Origin of the sequence: Mesorhizobium comanense, from assembly GCF_005503535.1 — a bacterium.
GTDB classification, from domain to species: Bacteria; Pseudomonadota; Alphaproteobacteria; order Rhizobiales; family Rhizobiaceae; genus Mesorhizobium; species Mesorhizobium comanense.
On sequence record NZ_SCNN01000006.1, the window covers coordinates 276886 to 298765 of the forward strand.

The window sequence follows — 21880 nt, forward strand, 5'->3', positions numbered from 1 at the left end:
GCAAGTTCAGCTGCTAGAAGCCGGGGTCGGCGGCGACGTCTTGCCGTGTCTCAGAACCTCGGCCCGGCATTCATGACACGCCCGGGGTCGGCGTCCATCCTAAGCGTCGCCATCTGCATTGCGGGCACTGCCGAAAGTAATCCGCGTCAGCCTTCACAACATCTGGCACGGCTTGGGCCGGCCGGCCGCGGGACACTGGGCCGCCTGCTCAGGTAAGCGGCCCAGTGTGCCCTTCTCCTTACCACGCGTACCGCACGGCACCCCGCCCTGCATAGCTGTGCGTGGTCTTGGAGAATTCTCCGTCGATTGTTCCCGATAGCGTCCAGCCATTGTTGAACTTCATCTCGGCGGATGCGGAAGTCAGCAAGGCGTCGGCCGCCCGTTCCGCGCCGCTGGTGACGAACGTTGCACCGGGCAGAGCCTGGAACGTCGCGGTGACATTGCGATCCGTGTCGAAGTCGTGTGCCCAGGCGACACGGCCACGCAGTGTGACCATCTTGTCGTCGAGGAAGAAGGACTTGTTGGTCCGCAACCCGAGCTCCGCCCGCGTCGCGGTGAGGTTTTTCGAGTCGTAGCTCAGCGCGAAGGTGTCCGCCCCGGCTTTGGCGGTCTCGCTGTAGGCCGGCAATGCCAAGGTCGCGAACTGCGCGGCGGTATAGGGCGTCAGGTCGATCCAGGGCGTGTCGAAACGATAGCCGCCTTCGAGACGCCCGGCGAAGGATTGCGGGCGCAAGCGCGCCTCGAGGCGGTCGGCGCCGACCGAACGCTCGGTCTTTGCGTCCTGCCAGCCATAGGCGAGCGACGCGTCGATGTAGCCAGCGCCGATGTCATGATGGATGAAGGCGCCGGCCTGGAACAGGTCGGTCCTTCCCGAGCCGAAACCGCCGACATTGAAGCTGCTGGCGCCGCCGGCCACGGCAAAACCCGTGAGCGTATCGGGCGAAAGACGGTAATCGGCCCCGACCGCCAATCCGTAGAGCCGGCTGGTCAGGGTGTTGCTGCCCTTAGCGGGATCGCCGTCGGTCGTGTTGGAGAAGCCGAAGGGAGTTGCCCAGACATTCCACCGTGAGGACGGCATGTCGCCGACGGACGCCGTGATATCGCCGCCAGGCGCGCGGCCCTGAAGCGACCTGTCGCCCAGGACACCCAGGAACTGGTCCATGGCGTTGAAGGTCGTCTGCTGCAGGCCTGTCGCCGTCTCGCCGGAAGCTTGCGACAACCCTTCGGAGCTGAGCGCGGCGAAGGCAACCGGAATGCCGCCGGTGCTGTCGAAATACGTCATCAGCGCGTTGGCGACCGCCTGCTGGTTGCCGTTCAGGCCGCCCGGCACGACGAAGCTCAGCTCGGTGTCGAGATAGACACCGGTGCCTTCGGGATCATAGCTGACGGTTTGCTTGATCGATGATGGCAGATTGCTGCTGACCGGTCCGCTGAACGTGCCATCGACTCCGCCGTCGGCCGTCAGGATCGTGTATTGCCGCGCGACGTAGCTGCCGGGCGCGTAGGATGTCCGCAGCGTCGCGCCGTTGAGGCCAGCCGTGCCTGTGACATCGACACGGGCCGCGCTGGTTGGCGACACGTCCACCAGATAGGTCGACTGCGATGTCAGCGACAGGTCGCCCTGCACCGTCAGCGTTCCGGTCGAACTGCCCGGCGCGAGCGTACCGCCATCGACCGTGACATTGCCGACCGTGCCGATGCCGCCCAGCGTGCCGCCTGCCTGGACTGTCGTCATCGAGGACGATGCGATCGAGCCGTTGACTGTCAGCGTGGCGCCGTCTTCGACAGTCGTGGTGCCGGTATAGGTGTTGACGCCGTCGAGCGTCTGGTGGCCGCCGGCGATGATCAGGCTGGAAGGATCGTAGGAGTCTGCGAGCACGCCCGCATAGGAGGTCGAGCCGTTCGTGATCTTGAGTTTGTCCTGTATGTACACCGTGCTGGCGGCAACGCCGCGCAACGTCTGGATCGTCGCTGTCGCCGTGTTCAACTCGACACTCGCCTCGCCAGAGAGATTGAGTTCGCTCGAGGCGGCGATCGCATTGTCGGCGTAAAGCCGCAGGTCGCCGTTCTGGACTGTTGTCGCACCGGTATAGGTGTTCGTGTTTCCGAGATTCAGAGATCCGCCCGCGACCGTGACCCCGCCGGTTCCTTCGATGACACCGACAAAGGTGCTAATAAGGCCATTGCCGTCGATCGTCAGGGTCTTGCTGCCGAGCTTGACGGTTCCGGAAGCTGTTTCGGCCGGGCCGAGGCGAGCCAGGCCGCCGATCGTTGCCCCGGAGGTGGTCTGCGAAATGTCGAACACCGACGACAGGCCGCCGCCCGTGAAATAGACGTCTCCGGCAATGCTTCCGCTGCCCGTCAACACGACGGAGCCGCCGTCGATCCGTAGCCGGGTCGCGTTCGCGGCCGTCAAGGTGAGCGTCCCCGAGCCGAATTTGCCCAGCGTGCTGCTGCCTGTAGCCGCTATCGTCGTGGCGAAGGTGACGTTCTGTCCATTGGTGTCGATGCCGATGAACTGGTTCGCGGCGGTCGAAATCCGGTTCGAAATGTCGGCTTGATTGTTGGCGCTGTATTGCAGCCTGCCTCCGCCAGAGGTGGCGAAGGTGATGGCCCCGGAGGTTCCAAGTGCGCCGGCGCTGCCCAGGTTGACTGTTCCGCCGGCGATCGTGACGCCGCCGTCCAAGCTGTTGTTGCCGGTAAGGGTCAGCGTGCCGGTGCCCGACTTGGTGAGGCTGCCGCCGGACGACGCCAGGTTCGACGCCCAGGTGACGTTCTGGCCATTGGTGTCGACGCTTACTTTCTGACCGGCGGCGGTCGAGAACCGGCCCGAATAATCGGTCTGGTTCGCCGCACTGTACTGTAGCGCGCCGCCGGTGAAGCTGAGCGTCCCCGACGTGCCGAGCGCGCCGGCGCTGCCCGCGTTGAGGATGCCTGCCGCGAAAGTGGTGCCGCCGGTGTAGGTGTTGGTCCCCGTCAGCACCAACGTTCCCGCACCGGACTTGACGATGCTGCCGGCTGTGGTGGCGTCGTGGATGACGTTGCCCAGCGTCACGCTGCCACCGGCCGCCGTGCCGGGATCGATGGTCAGTGTTCCGGTGATGCCGATATTGCCGGTGATCGTTCCGGTCGCGCTGGTATTGCCGAGCGTCAGGCTGTTGTTGCCGCCGGTGAATGTAAGCGCGTCGGCCCGTACGGCGCCGGCTGCGCCGAGATTGGAGAGACCGCCGGCGATCGTGCCGAGATTGGTGACGGCGATGCCGTTGCCGAGGATACCAGCGCCCCCGGCCGCGCCGGCTCCGCCATTGCCGCCCTGGATCGTGGTGCCTGCAGCGACGTCGGCGATATTGTTGCCGACGCCGATGAAATCGACGCCGTTACCGCCACGTCCGGAGACGCCGTTGCCGCGACCGCCCACACCACCGGCGCCGCCGGTGCCACCGGTGACCGAGCCGGCGACCAGATTGAGCCTTGAGCCGGCTGATCCGAAGTAGATGCCGCCGCCACCATCGCCGCCGCTGCCGCTGGAGCCACCGGCGCTTGGTTCGCCGGTGCCGTTCCCGCCGGCACCACCATTGCCGCCTTTTATCGGGCCCAACACGTTCAGGATCAGCGCGCCCCCGGTCGCACCGACACCATAGCCGCCCGAGCCGCCGCCACCGGCGGCGCCGTAACTCGCGACGCCGCCATTGCCGCCATTGCCGCCCGTGGCTGTTATCAACTGGGCGCTGCCTGATGTGAGAAGAACGCCGTTACCGCCGCCGCCGCCGCCACCACCACCGCCATAGCTGGTGTTGCCGCCGTCGCCGCCCTGTCCGCCAGCGGGAGCGCCGACAGTGCCGTTGGCACCGGCCGTCCCGCCACTTCCACCCGGGAAGCTAACGGTGCCGCCAACGCCGCCGGCCGCGCCCGCGCCGCCACCGCCGCCGGCGCCGGGGTAAAACTGATCGACGGCTTGGCCTGGCGTTCCCGCAACCCCAAAGGTCTGCCCGGCGCCGCCCTGGCTGGCACCATTTCCGTTGCCGCCGCGACCGCCCGCGGACTGCGCCAAGGCATCGTTGGCGATCAGCACCACGCCGACCAGCGCGGTACAGACGAGCAAGCCTTGACGCCAGGCGTTGTTTCCAACCACCCTGTTGTGACTCGGCGCCTTGGGTTCCCCACCCCTCATGCAAGGAGAGTTCCCAAACACCTTCAAGGGTCGCGACGCGGAAACAATTACGTTCGAAAGATTATGCACTTTACCCCACCCCAAGCACACGCCGCGATTGCAACGGCATCCCCATCCGAGGTCGCTTGAAACATGAGTTAGGCAAGAATGTCAGTATCCGGACCTACCCACTTTGCGGGAAAGCGCCGCTTTGAGACGCTCGATCAATCCTTTCGCGGAATATCGAAAATCTGCTCTGCTTCGCTCGCCGGAACAGAGGGCAGCCAGATGCGTTCACTCGACGGGAGCGCTCTTGATTTCGGGGCGCCTGTATTTCGAATTGGGTTTCACTGCTTGCTGCCGCTGCGCGCAAACATGAATGAGAAAAAAATCTTTAGGCATGGCTATACCTAGGCTCTATTACGTAACCACTGGATTGGACCCTGAAACGGCTTTCGCGACCTGGAGCGCGGTATTGTCGCCGCTTTTCGAGCCGCGGCCCTGGACGCGCAGCAAGAAGCTGCCTGCCGGATCGGCGAACGGAGCAATCCTGGGCGACATGATCATCGCGAAAGTGGCCTTCGGACCGCAGGCGTTCGTGCGCGACGCTGAGCGCATCGCCGGCACGCCGGACCATATCCTGCTCCACCTCTATGTCAGCGGCGGCTTCAACGGAATGATTTCGGGAGAACAGGCCTCGATCGGTCCCGGAAGGGTCGCGGTGATCGATCTGGCCCATGAGGTCCGGACGCGCGCCTACGCCTCCAACACCTTGTCGCTCATTGTCCCCCGCGCCATGCTGGGCGGCATATTGCCGGGCACTTTGAAGCCGCGTCTCGATCCGCTCCGCAACGACCTGCTTGCCGCGCACATGCGCTCGCTCCAGGAGCGAAGCACGCAGATATCGGAGGAAGAGGTTGCGGGCAAGGTTTCCGAAACCGCGGATTTCCTCAAGCGGCTTTTGATACAGCCCGACTTCCCATCCCGAAACGCAAGGGACGCCGACGATGATCTTATGTCGCTGGCGGAAGCCGCGATTCGCGACAATCTCGCCATCGGCAAGCTCTCCCCGGATTTCCTGGCTGAAAAGCTCAGGGTCTCACGCGCTTCACTCTATCGGGTCTTCGCGCCACACGGCGGCATCATGCGCTACGTGCAGGAGCGCCGGCTCGTCGCTGTCCGGGCAGCGTTGAGCGATCCTCTGGAGACCCGGAAATTGTCGCGGATCGCGGCGGATCTCGGCTTCAACAGCGAAGCTCATTTCAGTCGCGCCTTCCGCCAGCGGTTCGGCGTGACCGCCAGCGAATATCGCAAGGTGCAGATGGATGCATCGGCGCAAACCCAGTTGACGAGCCCTGAAGTGGTCAACCGGTGGTGGGTGGAAGTCGCCGCGACGGCGCGGCAGGCGTCGTAGCGAGGGAACGGCCTCCCGCCTACGAGACCGCGCCTCTTCAAGACGAAGGAATATGCGGCTCTTCCACCAGGTAAAACCGCTCCTTCGGCGAAAAATCCGTCACCAGGAAAGAGAATGAGGCAGTCTCCAGCGGGTCGACCTTTCCTTTCCTGAACAACAGCCTGTCATAAGGTTCGAAGTCGCGCTTGAATTCGGCGAAGCTGTCGGACTTGATCATGCCGTCCTCGCGCTGCGCCTGGTCGAAGGACAGCCCGTCGCCATAGTCGCTGGGCACGTTCTTGATCGACTGCAGCTCGAACTCGAATTCGATCCAGGCGTCGCCGCTGTTGTTGAGGGCGACGATCTTCAGGGGCATGTAGCCGGTCGCATAATCGCCCGTCGATCCGAAGGGCTGGATGGGCCTGGCGGCGCGGATGGTCAGCGTCACCGGGTCGGCGGTCTCCAGTTCCTCGGTGACCACGATCGGGTCGGCGCGTGTCCCCGCGCCGGTGGCCGAGAGGATGCGGAAGCCGCCGAGTTCGTCGGAGAACGAATAGGCGCCGGCCTCGAACATCCTGGCGCCGTCGGCCACGGCGCGCGGACAACCCACGGCCAGCAGAGCCGCGCATAGCTGCACGCAGAGCGAGCCTGGACGCGTCATGGCGCGAGTATGGACGACAATTGCCCGGCCGCATACTGCGATCAGGCGGCCGGCCCCCCGCCGGGATTATTCACCCGCCACGACCCGCACGCTCTCGCGCTCTACCAGCGGACACTCCAGCTTGGTGATGGGGTAGCGCCCGCGCCCGGGCGCGGGCGGCGCTTCCAGCTGCTCGATCGCCCATTGGCCCATCGCCATATGCGGCAGGATCGAGGTGGTCAGCGGCGGGAACAGGTGGCGGGCGATTTCCTCGTCGTCATAGCCGACGACCGAGATGTCCTGCGGGATGTGCAGGCCGGCCTCCTTCAGCGCTTCGTAGCAGCCTATCGCGGTGCGGTCGTTCTGGCAGAAGATCGCGGTCGGGCGGTCCTTCAGCGCCAGCAGCTTAACGGTCGCGGCATAGCCGGCGCTGGCCGACCAGTCACCCTCCACCACCAGTTCGGGGTCGAAGGGGATGTCGGCGGTGGCGAGCGCGCGGCGGTAGCCTTTCAGCCGGTCCTGCGCCGCCTGCATCCACGGCTCGCCGGTGATGGTGGCGATGCGGCGGTGGCCGTGGCTGATGAGGTGCCGGGTCGAACTCTGGCCGCCGGCGATCTCGGAAGGCACGACGGCGGGAAAGGCATAGTCGGCCGTATAGCAGTTGAGCAGGATCACCGGGATGTCGAGCCCGTAAAGGAAGTCGGGCGCCGTGATCTCGCGGGTGAAGATGGTCATGTAGATGAGCGCCGAGATGCCTCGCCGGGTCAGCGCAGAAATGGCGCGGGGCTCCATGATGGCGTCGCCCATGGTCTGCGCCACCAGAAGCACATTGCCGGCGTTCCACGAAGCCTGGCGCGCGCCCTCGATGGCGACCACCGCTTCCGGGCTGGTGGCAAGCTGGTCGACGGCGAAGCCGATGACGCCATCGAGCCGGTCGAAGGCAGGCCCCTCGAAGGCGACGGCCGGCGCCTTCAGCGCCGAGAAGGCGGGCGCGCTGTAGCCAAGGGCGCGCGCGGCCTCGATCACCCGTTCGCGCGTCTGCTGCGACAGTCTTATTCCGGGCGAATTGTTGAGCACGAAGGAAACCGTCGCCTGCGAGCAGCCGGCGGCTCGGGCGATGTCGGTCATGGTGACGCGGCCCTTGGGCTTGGCCGGCGCCTTTCGGCGCTTCGGCGTCTCGATGGCCGGATCCGTCGTCTCGCTCATTGGCTTGGTGTCCCCAATTCCCGGCTCCTGTCTAACGGCGACCTGCCGGGCCGACAAGATGGCGTGGCGGCGTTCATTTATAGAACGCGGTTGCGCAATTTATACCTATTATCAGTCGCGAGGTCCATTGCTCATCCAGCTCCGGAGGCCGTAACACACATGGGCCGCGAGGCTCGAGTTCCCGCGTGCGAGGGGGCGATCTCGCTGGCATACTGGTTACGAGGCCGCAGGTTGGTGCTTCAGGGGAAGCTCCGAACTAATACTGTTTACTAATACAAAATTGCACTGTAACGTCAATCCATCGCATCCTGCCCGGCCGGAGCCTGGAAGCGGTGGGAGTGATACCTGAATGACCCGACGGCGGGCGGATCTCGTCTCCGCGAGGTGTTGTCTCGGACATGTGATATGTCTGACAAATCGGACTATTTACGAATGAGGGATGAGTCTCTAAAGTCCGTGGCCGTGGCTGGAGCGATGCCATTCTTTCTGTGCCGGGAACCCTTGAGGAGGAAGGGGCGTCCAGCCCGCAGCACGGCAAATTCGGGTGAGCAAGGCAAATTGTAAGTGAGCAAGACCGGTCGGCCGCACGGCTGGACCAAAACGGGAGGTTGAACATGAAATCCTTGATACGAAATGCATCCGTGGCCGCCGCGGCCCTGGTTGTCGGCCTGACGGCGACGGCCATCGCGCGTGCCGACGACAAGCCGACCCTGGCCTTCGTCGTGAACGGCGCTTCCGACTTCTGGAAGGCCGCCGAAGCCGGGGTGAAGAAGGCGCAGGGCGAACTGCCCGACTATAATCTCGAGCTCAAATATCCCGAGCAGTCCTCGGTCGCCATCCAGCAGCGGCTGATGGACGATCTGGTCACCGCCGGCGTCAAGGGCATCATGGTTTCAGCCGTCGATCCCAAGACCTCGACCGACGGGCTGAACAAGATCGCCTCGGAAACGGCGTTGTTCACCACGGATTCCGACGCCCCGCAGACCAAGCGCGTCGCCTATATCGGCTCGTCCAATGTCGACGCCGGGAAGCAGGCGGCCGAAATCGCCAAGAAGGCCATGCCCAATGGCGGCAAGTGCCTGGGCTTTGTCGGCCTGCTCGGCGCCGATAACGCCAAGGAGCGCATCCAGGGCATGAAGGATGGCCTTGCCGGCAGCAAGATCGAGTTGGTCGACGTGCGCGGCGACGACATCGACCAGGCGCGCGCCAAGAAGAACGTCGAGGATGCGCTGGTCGCCAGCCCAGATATCACCTGCATGGTCGGCTTCTACTCCTACAACACGCCGCGCATCTATGAAGCGCTGCGCGATGCCGGCAAGCTCGGCTCGATCACCGTCGTCGGCTTCGATGACGATCCGATCACGCTGGGCGGCGTCAAGGAAGGCACCATTGCCGCCACCGTCGTGCAGCAGCCCTTCGAATGGGCCTATCAGGGCATGAAGCTCATGGCCGCCTACCTCAAGGGCGACAAGTCGGGCATCCCGGCGGGCAACCTCATCATCATCCCGACCAAGATCATCGGCAAGGATGATGTCGACGCCTATGCCGCCAACCTGAAGGCGATGGCCGGAAAATAGTCGGCGTTGACGCTGCCCCTCATCCGCCTGCCGGCACCTTCTCCCCGTTTAGGAACGGGGAGAGGGGAGAAGTTCCAGCGCTGGCGAACCCCTCTCCCCGTCCTTATGGGGAGAGGGTAGGGGTGAGGGGCAGCGCGACGCTGACGTGAAAGCCTCGCTTGTTGTTGACGGGCCTCTCAAGGCCCGTCAGTCTACGGGGAGGTCGGCCCGCCAATCGCTGTCAGGCATGATGAATTATTCCGACACCTCCATCGCCGCGACCACCCCGTTTCTCAGCCTGGAGAACGTGCGCAAGACCTATCCTGGCGTCGTCGCGCTGGATGGTTTCTCCATGGATGTCATGCCGGGCGAGGTCATCGGCCTCGTCGGCGAGAACGGCGCCGGCAAATCGACCCTGATGAAGATCCTCGGCGGCGTCACCACGCCGGACACCGGGACCATCTCGGTCGATGGCACTCTTCACAAGGGGTTGAGCGTGGAGGGCAGCCTGGGTTCGGGCATCGCCTTCGTCCACCAGGAACTCAACCTGTTCGAGAACCTCGATGTCGCCGCCAACATCTTCTTCGGCCGCGAACCGCTGCGCGCCGGGCCGCTGAGGCTCGTCGATCGCGCCAAGCTGCGCGAGATGGTGGCGCCGCTCCTGAAGCGCGTCGGCGCCAATTTTTCCGCCGACACGCAGGTCGCGGACCTGTCGCTCGCCCAGCAGCAGATGGTCGAGATCGCCAAGGCGCTGTCGATCAAGGCACGGCTGGTCATTCTCGACGAGCCGACATCGAGCCTGCCGATCGCCGAAACCGACAAGCTGCTCGATGTCATCAAGGGTCTGAAGAGCGACGGCATCAGCGTCATCTTCATTTCACATCGCCTGCACGAGGTGGAGCGCGTCGCCGACCGCGTCGTCGTGCTGCGCGACGGCATGCTGGCCGGTACGCTGGGCAAGCGCGACATCAATCACGACCAGATGGTCAAGCTGATGATCGGCCGCATGCTGAAGGAGCGCGAAAAGGCCTCGGAGGCGGCGCGCGCGCCCGGCGCCGTGGCGCTTTCCGCCAAGGCGATCCGTACCCCCACCTATCCCGGCCGCCCGGTCGACCTTGAAGTCCGGCGCGGCGAAATCCTCGGTCTCGCCGGCCTTGTCGGCTCCGGCCGCACCGAACTGGCGCGGGTGTTCTTTGGCATAGACGGCAGCCTTGGCGGCACGCTCGAACTCGACGGCAAGCCGCTCGTGCTGGGTTCGGCCGCCGACGCGGTGGCGCATGGCATTTTTCTCGTGCCGGAAGACCGCAAGCTCACCGGCATCCTCCTCGACCTGTCGATCGCGCAGAATATCTCGCTGCCCAACCTGCCGGCACACGCCAGACGCTCGCTGGTGTCCGCAAAAGCCGAAACACTGACCGCCGAGAAGCAGAAGAAGGATCTCGGCATCAAGGCGCCTTCGGTCGAGACGCGCACCGGCACGCTGTCTGGCGGCAACCAGCAGAAGGTGGTGCTGGGCAAGTGGCTGGCCATGAACCCGAAGGTGATGATCCTCGATGAGCCCACGCGCGGCATCGACATCGGCGCCAAGGCCGAGATTTACGGGCTGATGCGCGGACTGGCGGACGCGGGCGTCGCCGTGCTCATGATCTCCAGCGACATGGAGGAGGTGATCGGCGTGTCCGACCGTATCGCCGTCATGCACGAGGGCCAGATCTCGGGCATTCTCGACAAGGACCGGTTCAGCCAGGAAAACGTGCTGCTGCTGGCGGTGGGCAAGCAGCCGAAATAGTTTCGCCTCGGGTTCGCGACATCAGCGCAAGCAGGCATTGGGGAGAAGACGATGAGCAAGAAAGATCTCGGCCTGCTGATCCTGATCCTGGTGGTCGGCGCTATCGTGGCGGTCATCAATCCGCGCTTCCTGCTGCCGATCAATCTTGCCAACACGTCCAACCTGATCGGCCTGTTCGGCATCCTCTCCATCGGCCAGGCCTTCGTCATCATCACTGGCGGCATCGAGCTTTCGGTCGGATCGCTGGTGGCGCTGCTGGGAACCCTGTTCATCGACTTCATAGCCGTGCGCGAACTGGACTGGCCGCTGGCCTTCGTGCTGATCATCGTCCTGGGCGCAATCATCGGCCTGGTGCATGGCTGGCTGATCACGCGGCTGAAACTGCAACCCTTCGTGGTGACGCTGTGCGGCCTGTTGATCTATCGCGGCGTCGCGCGCTTCTACACCGCCGACGGTACGGCGGGTTTTGCCTTCGGCCAGAATTTTCCCACTCTGGAATTCCTGACCGCCGGCCGGTCCTGGGGCGTGCCGAACTCCTTCATCGCTCTCATCGTCATCGCCATCGTCATGTGGGTAGTGCTGCACCGTTCGGTGTTCGGCCGCTATCTCTATGCGATCGGCAAGAACGAGGAGGCGGCGAAATACTCGGGCATCCGCACCGGGCGCGTGGTCATGGCCGCATATGTCATCTGCGGCGTGCTGACCGCGCTGTCGGCGATCTATTTCGCCATGTACACGCGCTCGATCTCGCCCGCCAGCCATGGCCAGTTCTACGAACTCTATGCCATCGCCGCCGCCGTCCTCGGCGGCTTCTCGCTGCGTGGCGGCGAGGGCTCGCTGATCGGCGTGATCCTCGGCACGGTGCTGCTGCAGGAGTTGCAGAATCTCGTCAACCTGCTCGGCATTCCCTCCTCCCTCAACTTCGCGGTGATGGGCGGCGTCATCCTCATCGGCGTGCTGGTCGACCAGCAATGGGGGGTGTTCAGGGCCCGCCGGAGGATGGTCGACGCGGCCCGCAAGGGCGCGGTCGGCGCGGCCGCCGAATAACCGTCAGACGACGATCCGGTGCTTGCTGCCATGCCTCAATTATTATAATAGCATAACCGTTCTGGCGGAGGCTGACGGAAATATGCGCTGCGATTTGCGAGGCAAGGTCGCACTGGTCACCGGGGCCGCCGGCGCGATCGGCGGTGCCATCGCCAGACGCCTGGCCGACAATGGCGCGGCTGTGGCCGTCGCCGACATAAACGGCGAGGGCGCGAATCAGGTCGCCGCAAGCCTTGCCGGCGCGATGGCCTGTATCACGGATATCCGTGATGGCGGATCGGTGGACGCCACCATCGCCGCGGTCATGGAACGCCATGGCCGGCTCGACATCCTCATCAACAATGCCGGCGTCAACACGCTGGCGCACCGCGTCACCCTCGACGAATTCCCGCCGGACGAATGGGACCGCATCACCGGTATCGATCTCGACGGCCTCTACGTCATGAGCCGTGCGGCACTTGGGCCGATGCTCGCCGCCGGTCGCGGCGGGCGCATTGTCAACATCGCGTCGGTCGTCGGCCTTGCCGCCATGCGCCTGCAAAGCCCGTTTGTCGCCGCCAAGGCCGGCATCATCCATCTGACGCGCTCGATGGCGATCGAACTCGGAAGTCAGGGTATCCTCACCAATGCCATCGCGCCGGGTTCAGTAATGACGGCGCTGACAGCCAAATTGTTCTATGGCGAGGATGGCAAATTCGCCGGCCGCACGCAGGAATTCCTTGACCATGTGCCGCTCGGCCGGCCGGCCGAGCCGCGGGAGATCGCCGAGGCGGTGCTGTTCCTGGCCTCGCCGGCCGCCAGCTACATCAACGGTCAGGTTCTGGCCGTCGACGGCGGCTGGACAGCGGGATACATGATGTGAGCGGCATGATGGAAATCGATCTCGCGGGCGCGGCGATCGCGCTGGACGGTGAGAGCAATCCGGTTGTCGATGGCGTGCTTGCCGCGCTACGCGCCAATGGCGGCACCATCGTTGAAGCGGCTGAAGCCGCCGACATCCTTTTGATGTCCAATCCGTTGCGCCCGGGAACCACGGCGCAGGATCCGCGCTGCCAGCATGCCGATGCCCGCAAGGTGGCCAAGGCCATGGCCGAGCGCGGCGGCGGACGCATCGTCTTCCTGGTCTCGGCGGTCGCCGGCATGCCGATGCGGCGGCATCCGCGCTTTTCCATCGAGAATGCCGCGATTCTGGCCGGCATGCGAACGCTGGCCATGGAGTTCGGGCCGACCGTGCTGGTCAATGCCGTCGGCGTTGGTGCGGTCGAGGATGAGACCATGGTGTCCGGCGACAAGGCGATGCTCAGCCACATCCCGGTCGGCCGCGCCGGCAGCATCGAGGAAGCTGTTGCGGCGGTGCTGTTCTTCTGCGATCCACTCAACACCTACACGACAGGCCAGATGCTGGGCGTCGACGGTGGATGGACGGCAGGTTATGGACGCAATTTCTGAACCCTTGACGCTGAAGGCCGCAGCCCTGGAGGTCGGGCTGGTGCCCGCCATTGGCGGCTCCGTGAGTTTCCTGCGCTGGCGCGGCATCGATCTGATGCGCCGGCTGTCGGATGGCGATCGCGAAGCCGGCAACGTGCTTGGTGTCGCCATGTTCCCCATGACGCCCTACGCCAACCGCATTGCCGGAAACAGTTTCGATTTCGCGGCAAGACGCTGGCGGGTGCTGCCCAACAATGCGCCGGAAAAGTTCAACGTCCACGGCAGCGGCTGGCAAAACGCCTGGACCGTCGCCGAGGCGGGGCCTGCCGGGGCAAGCCTGTCGCTGGAGATCGCTGGCGGCGACGAACCCTTTTCCTATCGTGCCACGCAGCTCTTCGCCGTTTCGGGCGAAGGGTTGAGCGTGACCATGACATTGACCAATACCGGATCGGAGACCTTGCCGTTCGGCTTCGGCCTGCACCCGTGGTTCGACCGCGACCCGGACGTCACGCTGCGGTTCAGGGCCAGGCACTTCTATCTGGAAGAACCCGACGGCATTTCGGGCGACCCGATCACCCTGCCGTCCGAACTCGACTTTGCCCAGGGCAGGTCGTTGCCGGGCGGATGGCGCAACAATGATTATGGCGGCTGGGACGGCGAGGCGACTCTGCGCTTTCCGGCGCGCGGCGCCGGGCTGCGCATCAAGGCCGATCCGGTCTTCGGCCATCTGATGCTCTATGCCGATCCGGCAAAACCCTATTTCTGCGTCGAGCCGCAGACCAATGCCTCGGGCGCATTCAACCGCGGCCGATGGGACGACCCGGCGCAAGGCGTGATCGTGCTTGCCCCCGGTCAAAGCGCTGCCGGCGCTGTCAGGTTCATGCCCTTCGCGCTCGGAGCCTGAGTCCGGGAAGGCCGGCCTCTCTCCCAACTCTTTGTTTCCATGCAATTCGAGGCGGGAAACCGTCAGCCCTGAGGGGCGCTGAGCCAGCCAGGCAGCACTTGCCCGGTCGCGTTCTGCTCATGTGACGGCTGCCCAACTGGTCGCATGAAGAAGGATAAACCACTACCTTGCATAAACAGGTAGCGTGTTATATACACTCCAGGAAAATAGAGACATTCGATGACCGACTCGATCCAAGTCCAGCTGCGAAAAGGCGCGCTTGATCTGTGCGTGCTGGCCGTGCTGTCGCGAGGGGAAAGCTATGGCTACGAGATCGCCAGCATGCTGGTGGCGGCGGTGAACATGGGGGAAGGCACGATCTATCCCCTCATGCGTCGCATGCAGAATGACGGGCTGGTCGCGACCCGCATCGTCGAATCGAGCAGTGGCCCGCCACGCAAATATTACCGGCTGACGCCGCTCGGCCAGAAGGCCTTCGAAGCTCACAGCCGCGATTGGCGCGCCTTCTCGGGCGCGGTCGACAAACTTCTGGAGGACTTGCCATGACCAGGGACGCTTTCTTGCGCACGCTGAGACAGGAACTTGCCGGCATGGCGTCTCAGGAGATCGATGACATCCTTGGCGACTACGCCGCGCATTTCGCAGATGCCTCGGGCCGCAGCGAAGCCGAAGTCGCGGCGGCGCTGGGGGATCCGGCCAGGATCGCCCGGGAACTGCGCGCGGAAGCCGGCCTGCGCCGTTTCGAGGCGCATTGGAGCGTCTCCAACATGCTGGCGGCGACCTTCGCCCTGGCGGGCCTCGCCTTTGTCGATATCGTCTTTCTGCTGCCGCTGCTCATCACCGCGGTGGTGCTGGCGCTCGGCCTTGGCATCACCCTTGTCGCCATCGGCGCGCTCGGCATCAAGATCATTCTGACAACGCTGCTGTTCGATCCTGGCGGCACGGTGTCGGCCACGCTCGGCCGCGTCTTCATCGGCGCCGGACTGGTCAGCATGTTCCTTGGCGGCGGCGCCCTGCTGTTGCTGGCCTCGGGCGCGGGCATACGGGTCGTCGGGCGCTACGCCCGGCTGCATTCCCGCATCACTCAGTCGGACCGCAACCCGGCGTGAGCGTTGGCGGACACACAATCTGTCATGACGTCGAAGGAGCCGTACAATGACCGGAAAATTGGCATTCGTCGCAACGGTCGGCCTGATAGGCGCCGGCCTCTTCCTGGCCGTGGGCATCGGTCTTGCTGGGCCGGACTGGGTCAATTCCGGAGGGTCGTGGATTGGCGGGCAATCCACCTGCGGGCCGACCACATCGACCAGGAAGGAAGTCAAGCTGCAGTTCACTCCCGATGACAGCTTCACCATCGCTTTGCCGGCTACTGTCCGTTACCAGCCCGGGGACAAGGCCGAGGTTACAGTGAGTGGCGATTCGTCGCTGACCGATCGTGTGCGGATGGAGGGGAGCAAGCTCAGCCTGGATTGCGACGGCGGCTGGTTCGCTTCCAAACTCGATGTCAGCGTGACGGGTCCGGCGATCACGGACTGGAGATTGCTCGGCAGCGGCGATCTCGCGCTGTCTGAGGTCAATCAGCCCAAGCTGCGGTTGAGCATCCGTGGCAGCGGCAGCGTCACCGCCTCCGGAACCGCCAAGACGGTCGGCCTGGAGATTTCCGGCTCGGGCTCGGGACGGCTCAAGGACCTCGTCGCCCAGTCCGCGCAGATCGAGATACGCGGCAGCGGCGACGCCGAAGTTACCGCGCAGGCCGACGCCGATGTCTCGATTTCCGGCAGCGGCGACGTCGACCTCTACGGTCACCCGACCATGCGGCGTTCCGAAATCAGAGGCAGCGGCAGCATCACGCAGGTGCCGTAGTCTTCGGCCGCAGCCCGCGCGGCCCTAAAGCAGCCGCGACAGCAGGCCTCCATCCACTTGCATCGCGCTGCCGGTGACGAAGGAAGCGGCATCCGAGATCAGGAAGCCGATGGCCGTGGCGATCTCGCGGGGGTTGGCGATGCGGGCGATCCGGTTCGGTTCGAAGGACAGGCCGAGCGCCTCCGCGCCGCCTGCCGCCTCCAGCCCGTCCAGCGTCATGCGCGTGGCCACGGAACCGACCAGCACGGCGTTGACGCGGATGCGGTCGACGGCATAGTCGAGCGCCATCTGCCGCGACAGGCCGACGACCGCCGCCTTGGTGGCGGCATAGGCAGGCACGCCTGGAACCGTGGCGTCGGCATGTACCGAGGCGATGTTGACGATCGAGCCGCCGCCGGCCGCGCGCAGCAGCGGCAGCGTCGCCCGGCAGACGCGGAAGATCGCCGTCAGGTTGACGGCGATGGTTTGGTCCCAATCCTCGTCCGAAAGCTCTTCCAGCCGCTTGCCTGTCGGATAGATGCCCGCGCAGTTGACGACCGCGTCGAGCCCGCCAAGCCGCTCCCGCGCCGCCGCCACAGCTGTCTGCACGTCCGCTTCGCGGGTGAGGTCGCTCTCGTAAAAGGCAAGGCGGCCCGTAGTATCACTGGCTGCCAGGTCCCTGCCTTCGTCACCGTCGAGCCCGGCGCCGAACACGTGCCCGCCTTCGGCCGCGAGATAACAGGCCGTGGCCCGGCCGATCCCGGTCGCCGCGCCGGTGACGAAGATCTTTTTGCCGGCAAACGTCATGATGAAACCCGCGAAGCCATGGCTTGCCGCTCGGCCTGCGCCGCTGTCACCGAGCGCAACACGCGGTCCTCGCCGCCTTCGCCCCGGCCGAACTCATCGACGATGCGGCCATCGGCGACGACAAGACAGCGGTCGCAAAGGCCGATCAGCTCCTCCAGTTCCGAGGCGACGATGAGCAGCCCGACGCCCTTCTCCGCCAGTTCGACCACCAGGCGGTAGATTTCGTGGCGGGTCGCGGCGTCGACGCCCTTTGTCGGCTCGTCGAGCAGCAACACGGTCGGTGCCCGCATCAGTACGCGGGCAAACAGCAGCTTCTGCTGGTTGCCGCCGGAAAGATGCGTGACGGAAGCCTGCGGCGACGAGGCCTTTACGTTGAGCGCGCGCATGGCCGCCAGGATGGAGCTCTTTTCCACCCCACTCCGAACCACGCCGTTGCGTGACAGCGGGCCGAGATTGCCGATGGTGATGTTGGCGCCGACCGGCAGGTTGAACAGCAGGCCATCACGCTTGCGGTCCTCTGTCAGCAGCGCGATACCGGCGGCACGGGCGTCACTTGGCGACCTGACCGCGATCGGGCGTTCGGCGACGCGGATCTCGCCCTCGGCGTGCACCCGGCCATAGATGCCGTGCAGGATTTCGCTGCGTCCGGAGCCGAGCAAGCCGGCCAGCCCGACGATCTCGCCGGCCGCGACGGAAAGATTGATGTCCCTGGCGCCATGAACGGCGCCGCTGTGGCCGGCTACCGTGAGATGGCGAACCTCCAGCGCGGTCGGTGCGCCGACCGGCGCCGCGTGCTCGGGAAACAGCCGCTGCAGCCTCTGGCCCGACATGGAGAAAATGAAGGTTTCGGCATCGAAATCCTCTCTTGCGATCCGCACCGCCACCTGACCGTCGCGCAGCACGGTGGCGCGATCGCAGATGGCGAGCACCTCGGGCAGGCGATGGGTGATGTAGATCATCGCCACGCCCTGTGCCTTCAGCCGGCGCAGCACGGCAAACAGCGCATCCACTTCCGTGCCCGAAAGCGAGGCGGTGGGTTCATCCAGCATCAGCACGCGCGGCTTCATGACGATGGCGCGTGCAATCATCACCAGGTGCCGCTGCGCCGAGGTCAAAGACGCGACATAGGCCCTGGGGTTGATGTCGATACCGAGGTCGGCGAAAATCTCGCCGGCCCGCTGCTCTAGCCTGCGCTGGCGCACCAGCACGCCGTCGCCGAGGCCGGTGCGGCCGGCAAAGACATTCTCCGCCACCGACAGCTGTTCGAGAACCTCGATTTCCTGCGGCACGTAGCCGACACCGTGAGATCGCGCATCCGCCGGCGAAGCGAAGCTGACCGGCTGGCCGTCGAGCATGATGGTGCCGGTGTAGGACCCGGCCGGATGCACGCCGTTGAGAATCTTGACCAGCGTCGACTTGCCGGCGCCGTTCTGGCCCAGCAGCGCGTGGATTTCGCCCGCCACGACATCGAAGTCGACACCGCGCAGGGCCTGGACGCCGCCGAAATTCTTGGCGATCGCGGTTGCCGAAAGCAGCTTCTGTGGCGAGGCGTTGGACACGAATTTCCTCCCGGGAGACGCCGGACCCGCGATGCAGGTCCGGCGGCATGTTCTACTGGCCGGCGCTGTCCAGCATCTTGTAGTAGGGCTCGAGGTCGGCTGCGGTTATCACCTTGGCCGGCAACGGGTTGAGGTAGGTCACTGTCTTGCCCTGGGCGAGATCGCCGAGAAGCTCGGCCACCTTGGCGCTTTCCTCGTAGAGCGGCTGCGCGACGATGCCGTAGGCGGCGCCCGATTTCACCAGGTCGAGATTCTGCCTGATATAGTCCATGCCGATGATGACGACGTCGCGTCCGGCCTTGCGGGCGGCTCCGGACCAGGTCTGGATGCTGTTGCCGGTGGTGCCGAAAGCGGCGGTCACGTCGGGATTGCCTTGCAGGATGGCCACTGCCTTGGCCTCGGCGGCGGAAGGCTCAAACCCTTCCATCTGCGTGTCGAGCACCTTGATGCCGGGATATTTCGCTGCGATGGTCTTGCGGAAGGCGTCCGACATGGCGTTTTCGGTGTCGTTGGAGGCGCCTTGCGTCAGCGCCACCGTGCCCTTGCCGCCCAGCTTGTCGCCAATGGCGATCGCGGCGTTGGCGCCGACCTCGGCGATGTCTTCGCCGGTCGCCGCCTTCAGGCCGTTGACGGTGCCTTCCGGCGGCAGGACATGCCAGGTGACGATCGGGAAGCCTTCCTTGGCCAGCTTGGTGATGTAGGAATAGATCGCAGGATCCACCCCGTAGACACCGATGGCGTCGTATTTGGTGCGGGCAAGGGCTGCTTCGGCCAGCGGCAGGGTCGCGGGAATGTCCCAGTTGGTGGCGCTCGGGTCGCCCACCACCTCGCAGGTGTAGCCGAGTTCCTTGCACTTGTTGAGGAAGCCGGCCTGCATCAGCCGGTGCACCGGATGATCCTTCATGGCCTGCACCCAGAGCAGGTGAATGTCAGCAGCCTGAGCGAGGCTTACCGAGCCCAGCGACGTTGCGACCACCGCCGCTGCCAACGCAGCGCGGATCAGTCCTTTTTTATAACCGATCTTCATGCCTTACCTCCCTTGGTTCGCCAGCATTTTGCCGGCGCGATATCCACATTCCCGGCGGTTTGTTTACGCGCCGGCGATGAAGTAGCGGCGGCGCACGATGTCGAGGCCGACGGCCATCACCATGATCACGCCGACCGCGATCTGCTGCCAGTTCGAGTTGACGCCGATGACGACGAGGCCGCTCTGCACGACCTTCAGCATCAGGATGCCGACCACGCCGCCGGCCACCGTGCCGGCGCCGCCGAACAGGCTGACGCCGCCGACCACGACGCCGGCGATGACGGTCAGTTCCCAACCGCTGCCGATCGAGGTGCCGCCGCTGCCGAGATCGGCCATGACGAACATGCCGGCGACCGCCGACAGCGCGCCGACGGTGATGAAGGCGCCGATTTTGTAGGCATTGGTGTTGATGCCGACGAGATGCGCCACTTCCTTGTTGCCGCCGGTGGCATACATGTTGCGGCCGAGCACGGTGCGCCGCAGCACGAAGTCGGCGGCGATCGCCGCGACAATGAAGAAGGCGAAGCTCCAGCCGAGACCGAAGGCGAGATCGGTGCCGCCGATCGTGTTGACCGCCTCCGGCAGCGGGTAGACCGGATAGCCGCCGGTCACCACCTGGATCAGGCCCTGGCCGATGAACAGCATGCCGAGCGTCTGGATGAAGGCGGGAATGCCCAGCCTGACGACGATCAACCCGTTGAGCAGCCCGATCAGCGCGCCGACGCCGATGCCGCCGAGAATGCCGACGCTGACCGGCAGGGCAGCGGCCGTCATCAGCTTGGCGGCGACCACGGCCGACAGCCCGGCCACCGAGCCGACCGACAGGTCGAATTCACCGGCGACCAGAAGAATGGTCTGGCCGATGGCGATGATGCCTACGAAGGAGACGACGTTGAGAATGGCGCGGATGTTGCGCTCCGACAGGAAGGCCGGTTCGAGCAGCCAGAAGAAGGCGATCAGCAACGCCATGGCCGCCAGCACGCCGACCTCGCCGACGGCTATCAAGCCGATGAGCCGCCGCCGCAATGACCGTGCATCCGCGATCGGCGAGCCTGCTTCAGCCGCGCTGTTCATCCTGACCTCCCTGGCGGTGCCGGTTGCCGGCTCTCGCGGCCGGCTCCATTCACCCGTGCCGGTGTCGGCACGCTCCTCGTCGCCATTAAGATTATAATATTATAACTTGTCAACGACGAAGTTGCTGCTTCCCGGGGACAGCCCCGCCCGTCGCTGGAAAGCGTCGGCCGCAACCGCTATGAATTGGCATTCGACGCAGGAGTCGCGGGGGCTTTGATCCTCGCGTCACGCACTGTTTGGAGCCAACCGAGATGACCGACAGGCCAGAGGACGGCCCAGGCGGGAAGAAACCGCAGCGTCTCGGTGTCCGCGAGATCGCCAAGCGCGTCGGCGTCGCGCCGATGACGGTGTCGCGCGCGCTGTCCAATCCCGACATGGTGTCGCCGGAGACACGCGCCAAGGTGCTCGAGGCGATAGAGCAGGCCGGCTTCGTGCCCAACCGGCTGGCCTCCAGCATGCGCGGCAACGGCCGCATGATCGGCACCGTTGTGCCCCCGCTGATCAATTCGGGCATCGCCGAACAGGTGCAGGGCATGTCGGATGAATGCCATGAAAGCGGCTATTCCATGCTGCTGGTACAGGGCGAATTCACGCAGGAGGCGGAAGAGAAGTCGATCCGCAATCTGCTCGGCTGGCGCCCCGTCGGCATGATCCTGCAAAGCTTCGTGCAAAGCGAAGCCGCACGGGCGTTGCTGAAGAGCAGCGGCGCGCCGGTGGTGGAGATTTCGGAGATAAAGGGCCGCAAGCCGATCGACATGGTGGTCGGCGTCTCCAACTTCGAGACCGCCTATGCGATGACCATGCATCTGGCGGCCAAGGGCTACAAGCGCATAGGCTTCGTCTCGACGCCGATCCACGGCAATGACCGACTGCGCCAGCGCCGCACCGGCTACCACGCCGCGCTCACCGAACTCGGCTTCAAGAACCATGCCGACATGGAGGTGGAGGTGCCGATCACGGCGCAAGGCGGTGCGGACGCGCTCGTCACGCTGACCTCCCGCCACAAGGACATCGACGCCATCTTCTTTTCCAGCGATACGCTGGCAGTGGGGGCTGTGCAGGAATGCCACCGGCGCCGCTGGGCGGTGCCGGGCAGGATCGCCATTGCCGGCTATGGCGACATGGATCTGGCAGCCCAGCTCTTTCCGCCGCTGACCACGGTCAAGGTCAACCGCTACGAGATGGGCCGGCGCGCGGTGCGGCAATTGCTGGCCAGGCTCGGCGGCGACACCAAGGTGCCGACCATCACCAGCCTCGGCTTCGAGATCGTCGATCGCGAGAGTGCTTGATCTCGTCCTTGTTGACCGAGGCCTCTCAGCTTCGTCATCCTAGGGCGGAGCAGCCGCGCAGCGGCGTCGCGGAGACCCTGGGATCCATTCCGTGACCTTGGACGAAGAGCCCAGCGGTGCAGAATTCTGGATCGTTGTGGTGCTCGGGACTCCCGGCATGGATCCTAGG

At 65.0% G+C, this 21880-nt stretch carries 18 protein-coding genes; 11 read left to right on the top strand and 7 right to left on the bottom strand.

Annotation, left to right across the window (positions count from 1 at the left end):
- Window positions 1-238 precede the first annotated feature (238 nt).
- The gene (locus FFS37_RS13740) at window positions 239-4102 is read right to left on the bottom strand and encodes an autotransporter domain-containing protein (protein WP_171026268.1); all 3864 of its coding nucleotides are present in this window, start codon (window positions 4100-4102) and stop codon (window positions 239-241) included.
- Between the two features lie 448 nt (window positions 4103-4550).
- Here FFS37_RS13740 and FFS37_RS13750 point away from each other — a divergent pair, with 448 nt between their 5' ends.
- Window positions 4551-5564 (top strand): helix-turn-helix domain-containing protein, encoded by a 1014-nt coding sequence (locus FFS37_RS13750; RefSeq protein WP_137931492.1) that lies wholly within the window; start codon window positions 4551-4553, stop codon window positions 5562-5564.
- Between the two features lie 37 nt (window positions 5565-5601).
- Here the strand turns inward: FFS37_RS13750 and FFS37_RS13755 are convergent, their stop codons facing one another.
- Together FFS37_RS13755 and FFS37_RS13760 are read right to left on the bottom strand one after the other, a co-directional pair.
- On the bottom strand, window positions 5602-6204 hold the full coding sequence (locus FFS37_RS13755; RefSeq protein ID WP_137931493.1) for a hypothetical protein: 603 nt from the start codon (window positions 6202-6204) through the stop codon (window positions 5602-5604).
- A 66-nt stretch (window positions 6205-6270) separates the two neighbouring features.
- On the bottom strand, window positions 6271-7389 hold the full coding sequence (locus FFS37_RS13760) for a LacI family DNA-binding transcriptional regulator (RefSeq protein WP_171026269.1): 1119 nt from the start codon (window positions 7387-7389) through the stop codon (window positions 6271-6273).
- A 614-nt stretch (window positions 7390-8003) separates the two neighbouring features.
- Here FFS37_RS13760 and FFS37_RS13765 point away from each other — a divergent pair.
- From FFS37_RS13765 to FFS37_RS13805, 9 genes are all read left to right on the top strand, one after another.
- Complete coding sequence (locus tag FFS37_RS13765; protein ID WP_137931494.1) at window positions 8004-8966, top strand: sugar-binding protein; 963 nt, start codon at window positions 8004-8006, stop codon at window positions 8964-8966.
- Between the two features lie 229 nt (window positions 8967-9195).
- Window positions 9196-10734, top strand: coding sequence for a sugar ABC transporter ATP-binding protein (locus FFS37_RS13770; RefSeq protein WP_137931542.1), 1539 nt, complete (start codon window positions 9196-9198; stop codon window positions 10732-10734).
- Window positions 10735-10785: 51 nt separating this feature from the next.
- Window positions 10786-11781 (top strand): ABC transporter permease, encoded by a 996-nt coding sequence (locus FFS37_RS13775; protein ID WP_137931495.1) that lies wholly within the window; start codon window positions 10786-10788, stop codon window positions 11779-11781.
- Between the two features lie 82 nt (window positions 11782-11863).
- The gene (locus FFS37_RS13780; protein WP_137931496.1) at window positions 11864-12643 is read left to right on the top strand and encodes an SDR family NAD(P)-dependent oxidoreductase; all 780 of its coding nucleotides are present in this window, start codon (window positions 11864-11866) and stop codon (window positions 12641-12643) included.
- 5 nt (window positions 12644-12648) lie between these two features.
- Window positions 12649-13230 (top strand): SDR family NAD(P)-dependent oxidoreductase, encoded by a 582-nt coding sequence (locus FFS37_RS13785; protein ID WP_232375655.1) that lies wholly within the window; start codon window positions 12649-12651, stop codon window positions 13228-13230.
- Window positions 13214-14113, top strand: a complete 900-nt coding sequence (locus tag FFS37_RS13790) for an aldose 1-epimerase (protein WP_137931497.1) — start codon at window positions 13214-13216, stop codon at window positions 14111-14113. Before FFS37_RS13785 ends, FFS37_RS13790 begins: the two co-directional genes overlap by 17 nt.
- A gap of 219 nt (window positions 14114-14332) precedes the next feature.
- Window positions 14333-14659, top strand: a complete 327-nt coding sequence (locus FFS37_RS13795; protein WP_137931498.1) for a PadR family transcriptional regulator — start codon at window positions 14333-14335, stop codon at window positions 14657-14659.
- Entirely contained in the window at window positions 14656-15222 is a 567-nt protein-coding gene (locus FFS37_RS13800; protein WP_137931499.1) for a DUF1700 domain-containing protein, read from the top strand. The genes FFS37_RS13795 and FFS37_RS13800 overlap by 4 nt, the downstream gene beginning before the upstream one ends.
- Window positions 15223-15268: 46 nt before the next feature.
- Window positions 15269-15976: a GIN domain-containing protein gene (locus FFS37_RS13805; protein ID WP_137931500.1), complete on the top strand. Its 708-nt coding sequence runs from the start codon at window positions 15269-15271 to the stop codon at window positions 15974-15976.
- 24 nt (window positions 15977-16000) lie between these two features.
- Here FFS37_RS13805 and FFS37_RS13810 read toward each other — a convergent pair whose 3' ends face one another.
- The 4 genes from FFS37_RS13810 to FFS37_RS13825 form a co-directional block, all read right to left on the bottom strand.
- Window positions 16001-16762: an SDR family NAD(P)-dependent oxidoreductase gene (locus FFS37_RS13810; RefSeq protein ID WP_137931501.1), complete on the bottom strand. Its 762-nt coding sequence runs from the start codon at window positions 16760-16762 to the stop codon at window positions 16001-16003.
- On the bottom strand, window positions 16759-18321 hold the full coding sequence (locus tag FFS37_RS13815; RefSeq protein WP_137931502.1) for a sugar ABC transporter ATP-binding protein: 1563 nt from the start codon (window positions 18319-18321) through the stop codon (window positions 16759-16761). The genes FFS37_RS13810 and FFS37_RS13815 overlap by 4 nt, the downstream gene beginning before the upstream one ends.
- Window positions 18322-18373: 52 nt before the next feature.
- Window positions 18374-19348 (bottom strand): sugar ABC transporter substrate-binding protein, encoded by a 975-nt coding sequence (locus FFS37_RS13820; RefSeq protein WP_137931503.1) that lies wholly within the window; start codon window positions 19346-19348, stop codon window positions 18374-18376.
- A 63-nt stretch (window positions 19349-19411) separates the two neighbouring features.
- A complete protein-coding gene (locus tag FFS37_RS13825; protein ID WP_137931504.1) occupies window positions 19412-20422 on the bottom strand; it encodes an ABC transporter permease in 1011 nt (336 codons plus the stop codon).
- A 251-nt stretch (window positions 20423-20673) separates the two neighbouring features.
- On the opposite strand from FFS37_RS13825, the gene FFS37_RS13830 reads away from it, so the two are divergent.
- Window positions 20674-21711, top strand: coding sequence for a LacI family DNA-binding transcriptional regulator (locus FFS37_RS13830; RefSeq protein WP_137931505.1), 1038 nt, complete (start codon window positions 20674-20676; stop codon window positions 21709-21711).
- The last annotated feature ends 169 nt before the right edge of the window (window positions 21712-21880 follow it).

Bases quoted from the DNA above. Each gene is read 5' to 3' on its own strand.
- FFS37_RS13790 (WP_137931497.1), top strand. From the start codon at position 13,214: ATGGACGCAATTTCTGAACCCTTGACGCTGAAGGCCGCAGCCCTGGAG.
- FFS37_RS13755 (WP_137931493.1), bottom strand. From the start codon at position 6,204: ATGACGCGTCCAGGCTCGCTCTGCGTGCAGCTATGCGCGGCTCTGCTG.
- FFS37_RS13795 (WP_137931498.1), top strand. From the start codon at position 14,333: ATGACCGACTCGATCCAAGTCCAGCTGCGAAAAGGCGCGCTTGATCTG.
- FFS37_RS13810 (WP_137931501.1), bottom strand. From the start codon at position 16,762: ATGACGTTTGCCGGCAAAAAGATCTTCGTCACCGGCGCGGCGACCGGG.
- FFS37_RS13805 (WP_137931500.1), top strand. From the start codon at position 15,269: ATGACCGGAAAATTGGCATTCGTCGCAACGGTCGGCCTGATAGGCGCC.
- FFS37_RS13785 (WP_232375655.1), top strand. From the start codon at position 12,649: ATGATGGAAATCGATCTCGCGGGCGCGGCGATCGCGCTGGACGGTGAG.
- FFS37_RS13825 (WP_137931504.1), bottom strand. From the start codon at position 20,422: ATGAACAGCGCGGCTGAAGCAGGCTCGCCGATCGCGGATGCACGGTCA.
- FFS37_RS13750 (WP_137931492.1), top strand. From the start codon at position 4,551: ATGGCTATACCTAGGCTCTATTACGTAACCACTGGATTGGACCCTGAA.
- FFS37_RS13760 (WP_171026269.1), bottom strand. From the start codon at position 7,389: ATGAGCGAGACGACGGATCCGGCCATCGAGACGCCGAAGCGCCGAAAG.
- FFS37_RS13780 (WP_137931496.1), top strand. From the start codon at position 11,864: ATGCGCTGCGATTTGCGAGGCAAGGTCGCACTGGTCACCGGGGCCGCC.
- FFS37_RS13800 (WP_137931499.1), top strand. From the start codon at position 14,656: ATGACCAGGGACGCTTTCTTGCGCACGCTGAGACAGGAACTTGCCGGC.
- FFS37_RS13765 (WP_137931494.1), top strand. From the start codon at position 8,004: ATGAAATCCTTGATACGAAATGCATCCGTGGCCGCCGCGGCCCTGGTT.
- FFS37_RS13770 (WP_137931542.1), top strand. From the start codon at position 9,196: ATGAATTATTCCGACACCTCCATCGCCGCGACCACCCCGTTTCTCAGC.
- FFS37_RS13820 (WP_137931503.1), bottom strand. From the start codon at position 19,348: ATGAAGATCGGTTATAAAAAAGGACTGATCCGCGCTGCGTTGGCAGCG.
- FFS37_RS13830 (WP_137931505.1), top strand. From the start codon at position 20,674: ATGACCGACAGGCCAGAGGACGGCCCAGGCGGGAAGAAACCGCAGCGT.
- FFS37_RS13775 (WP_137931495.1), top strand. From the start codon at position 10,786: ATGAGCAAGAAAGATCTCGGCCTGCTGATCCTGATCCTGGTGGTCGGC.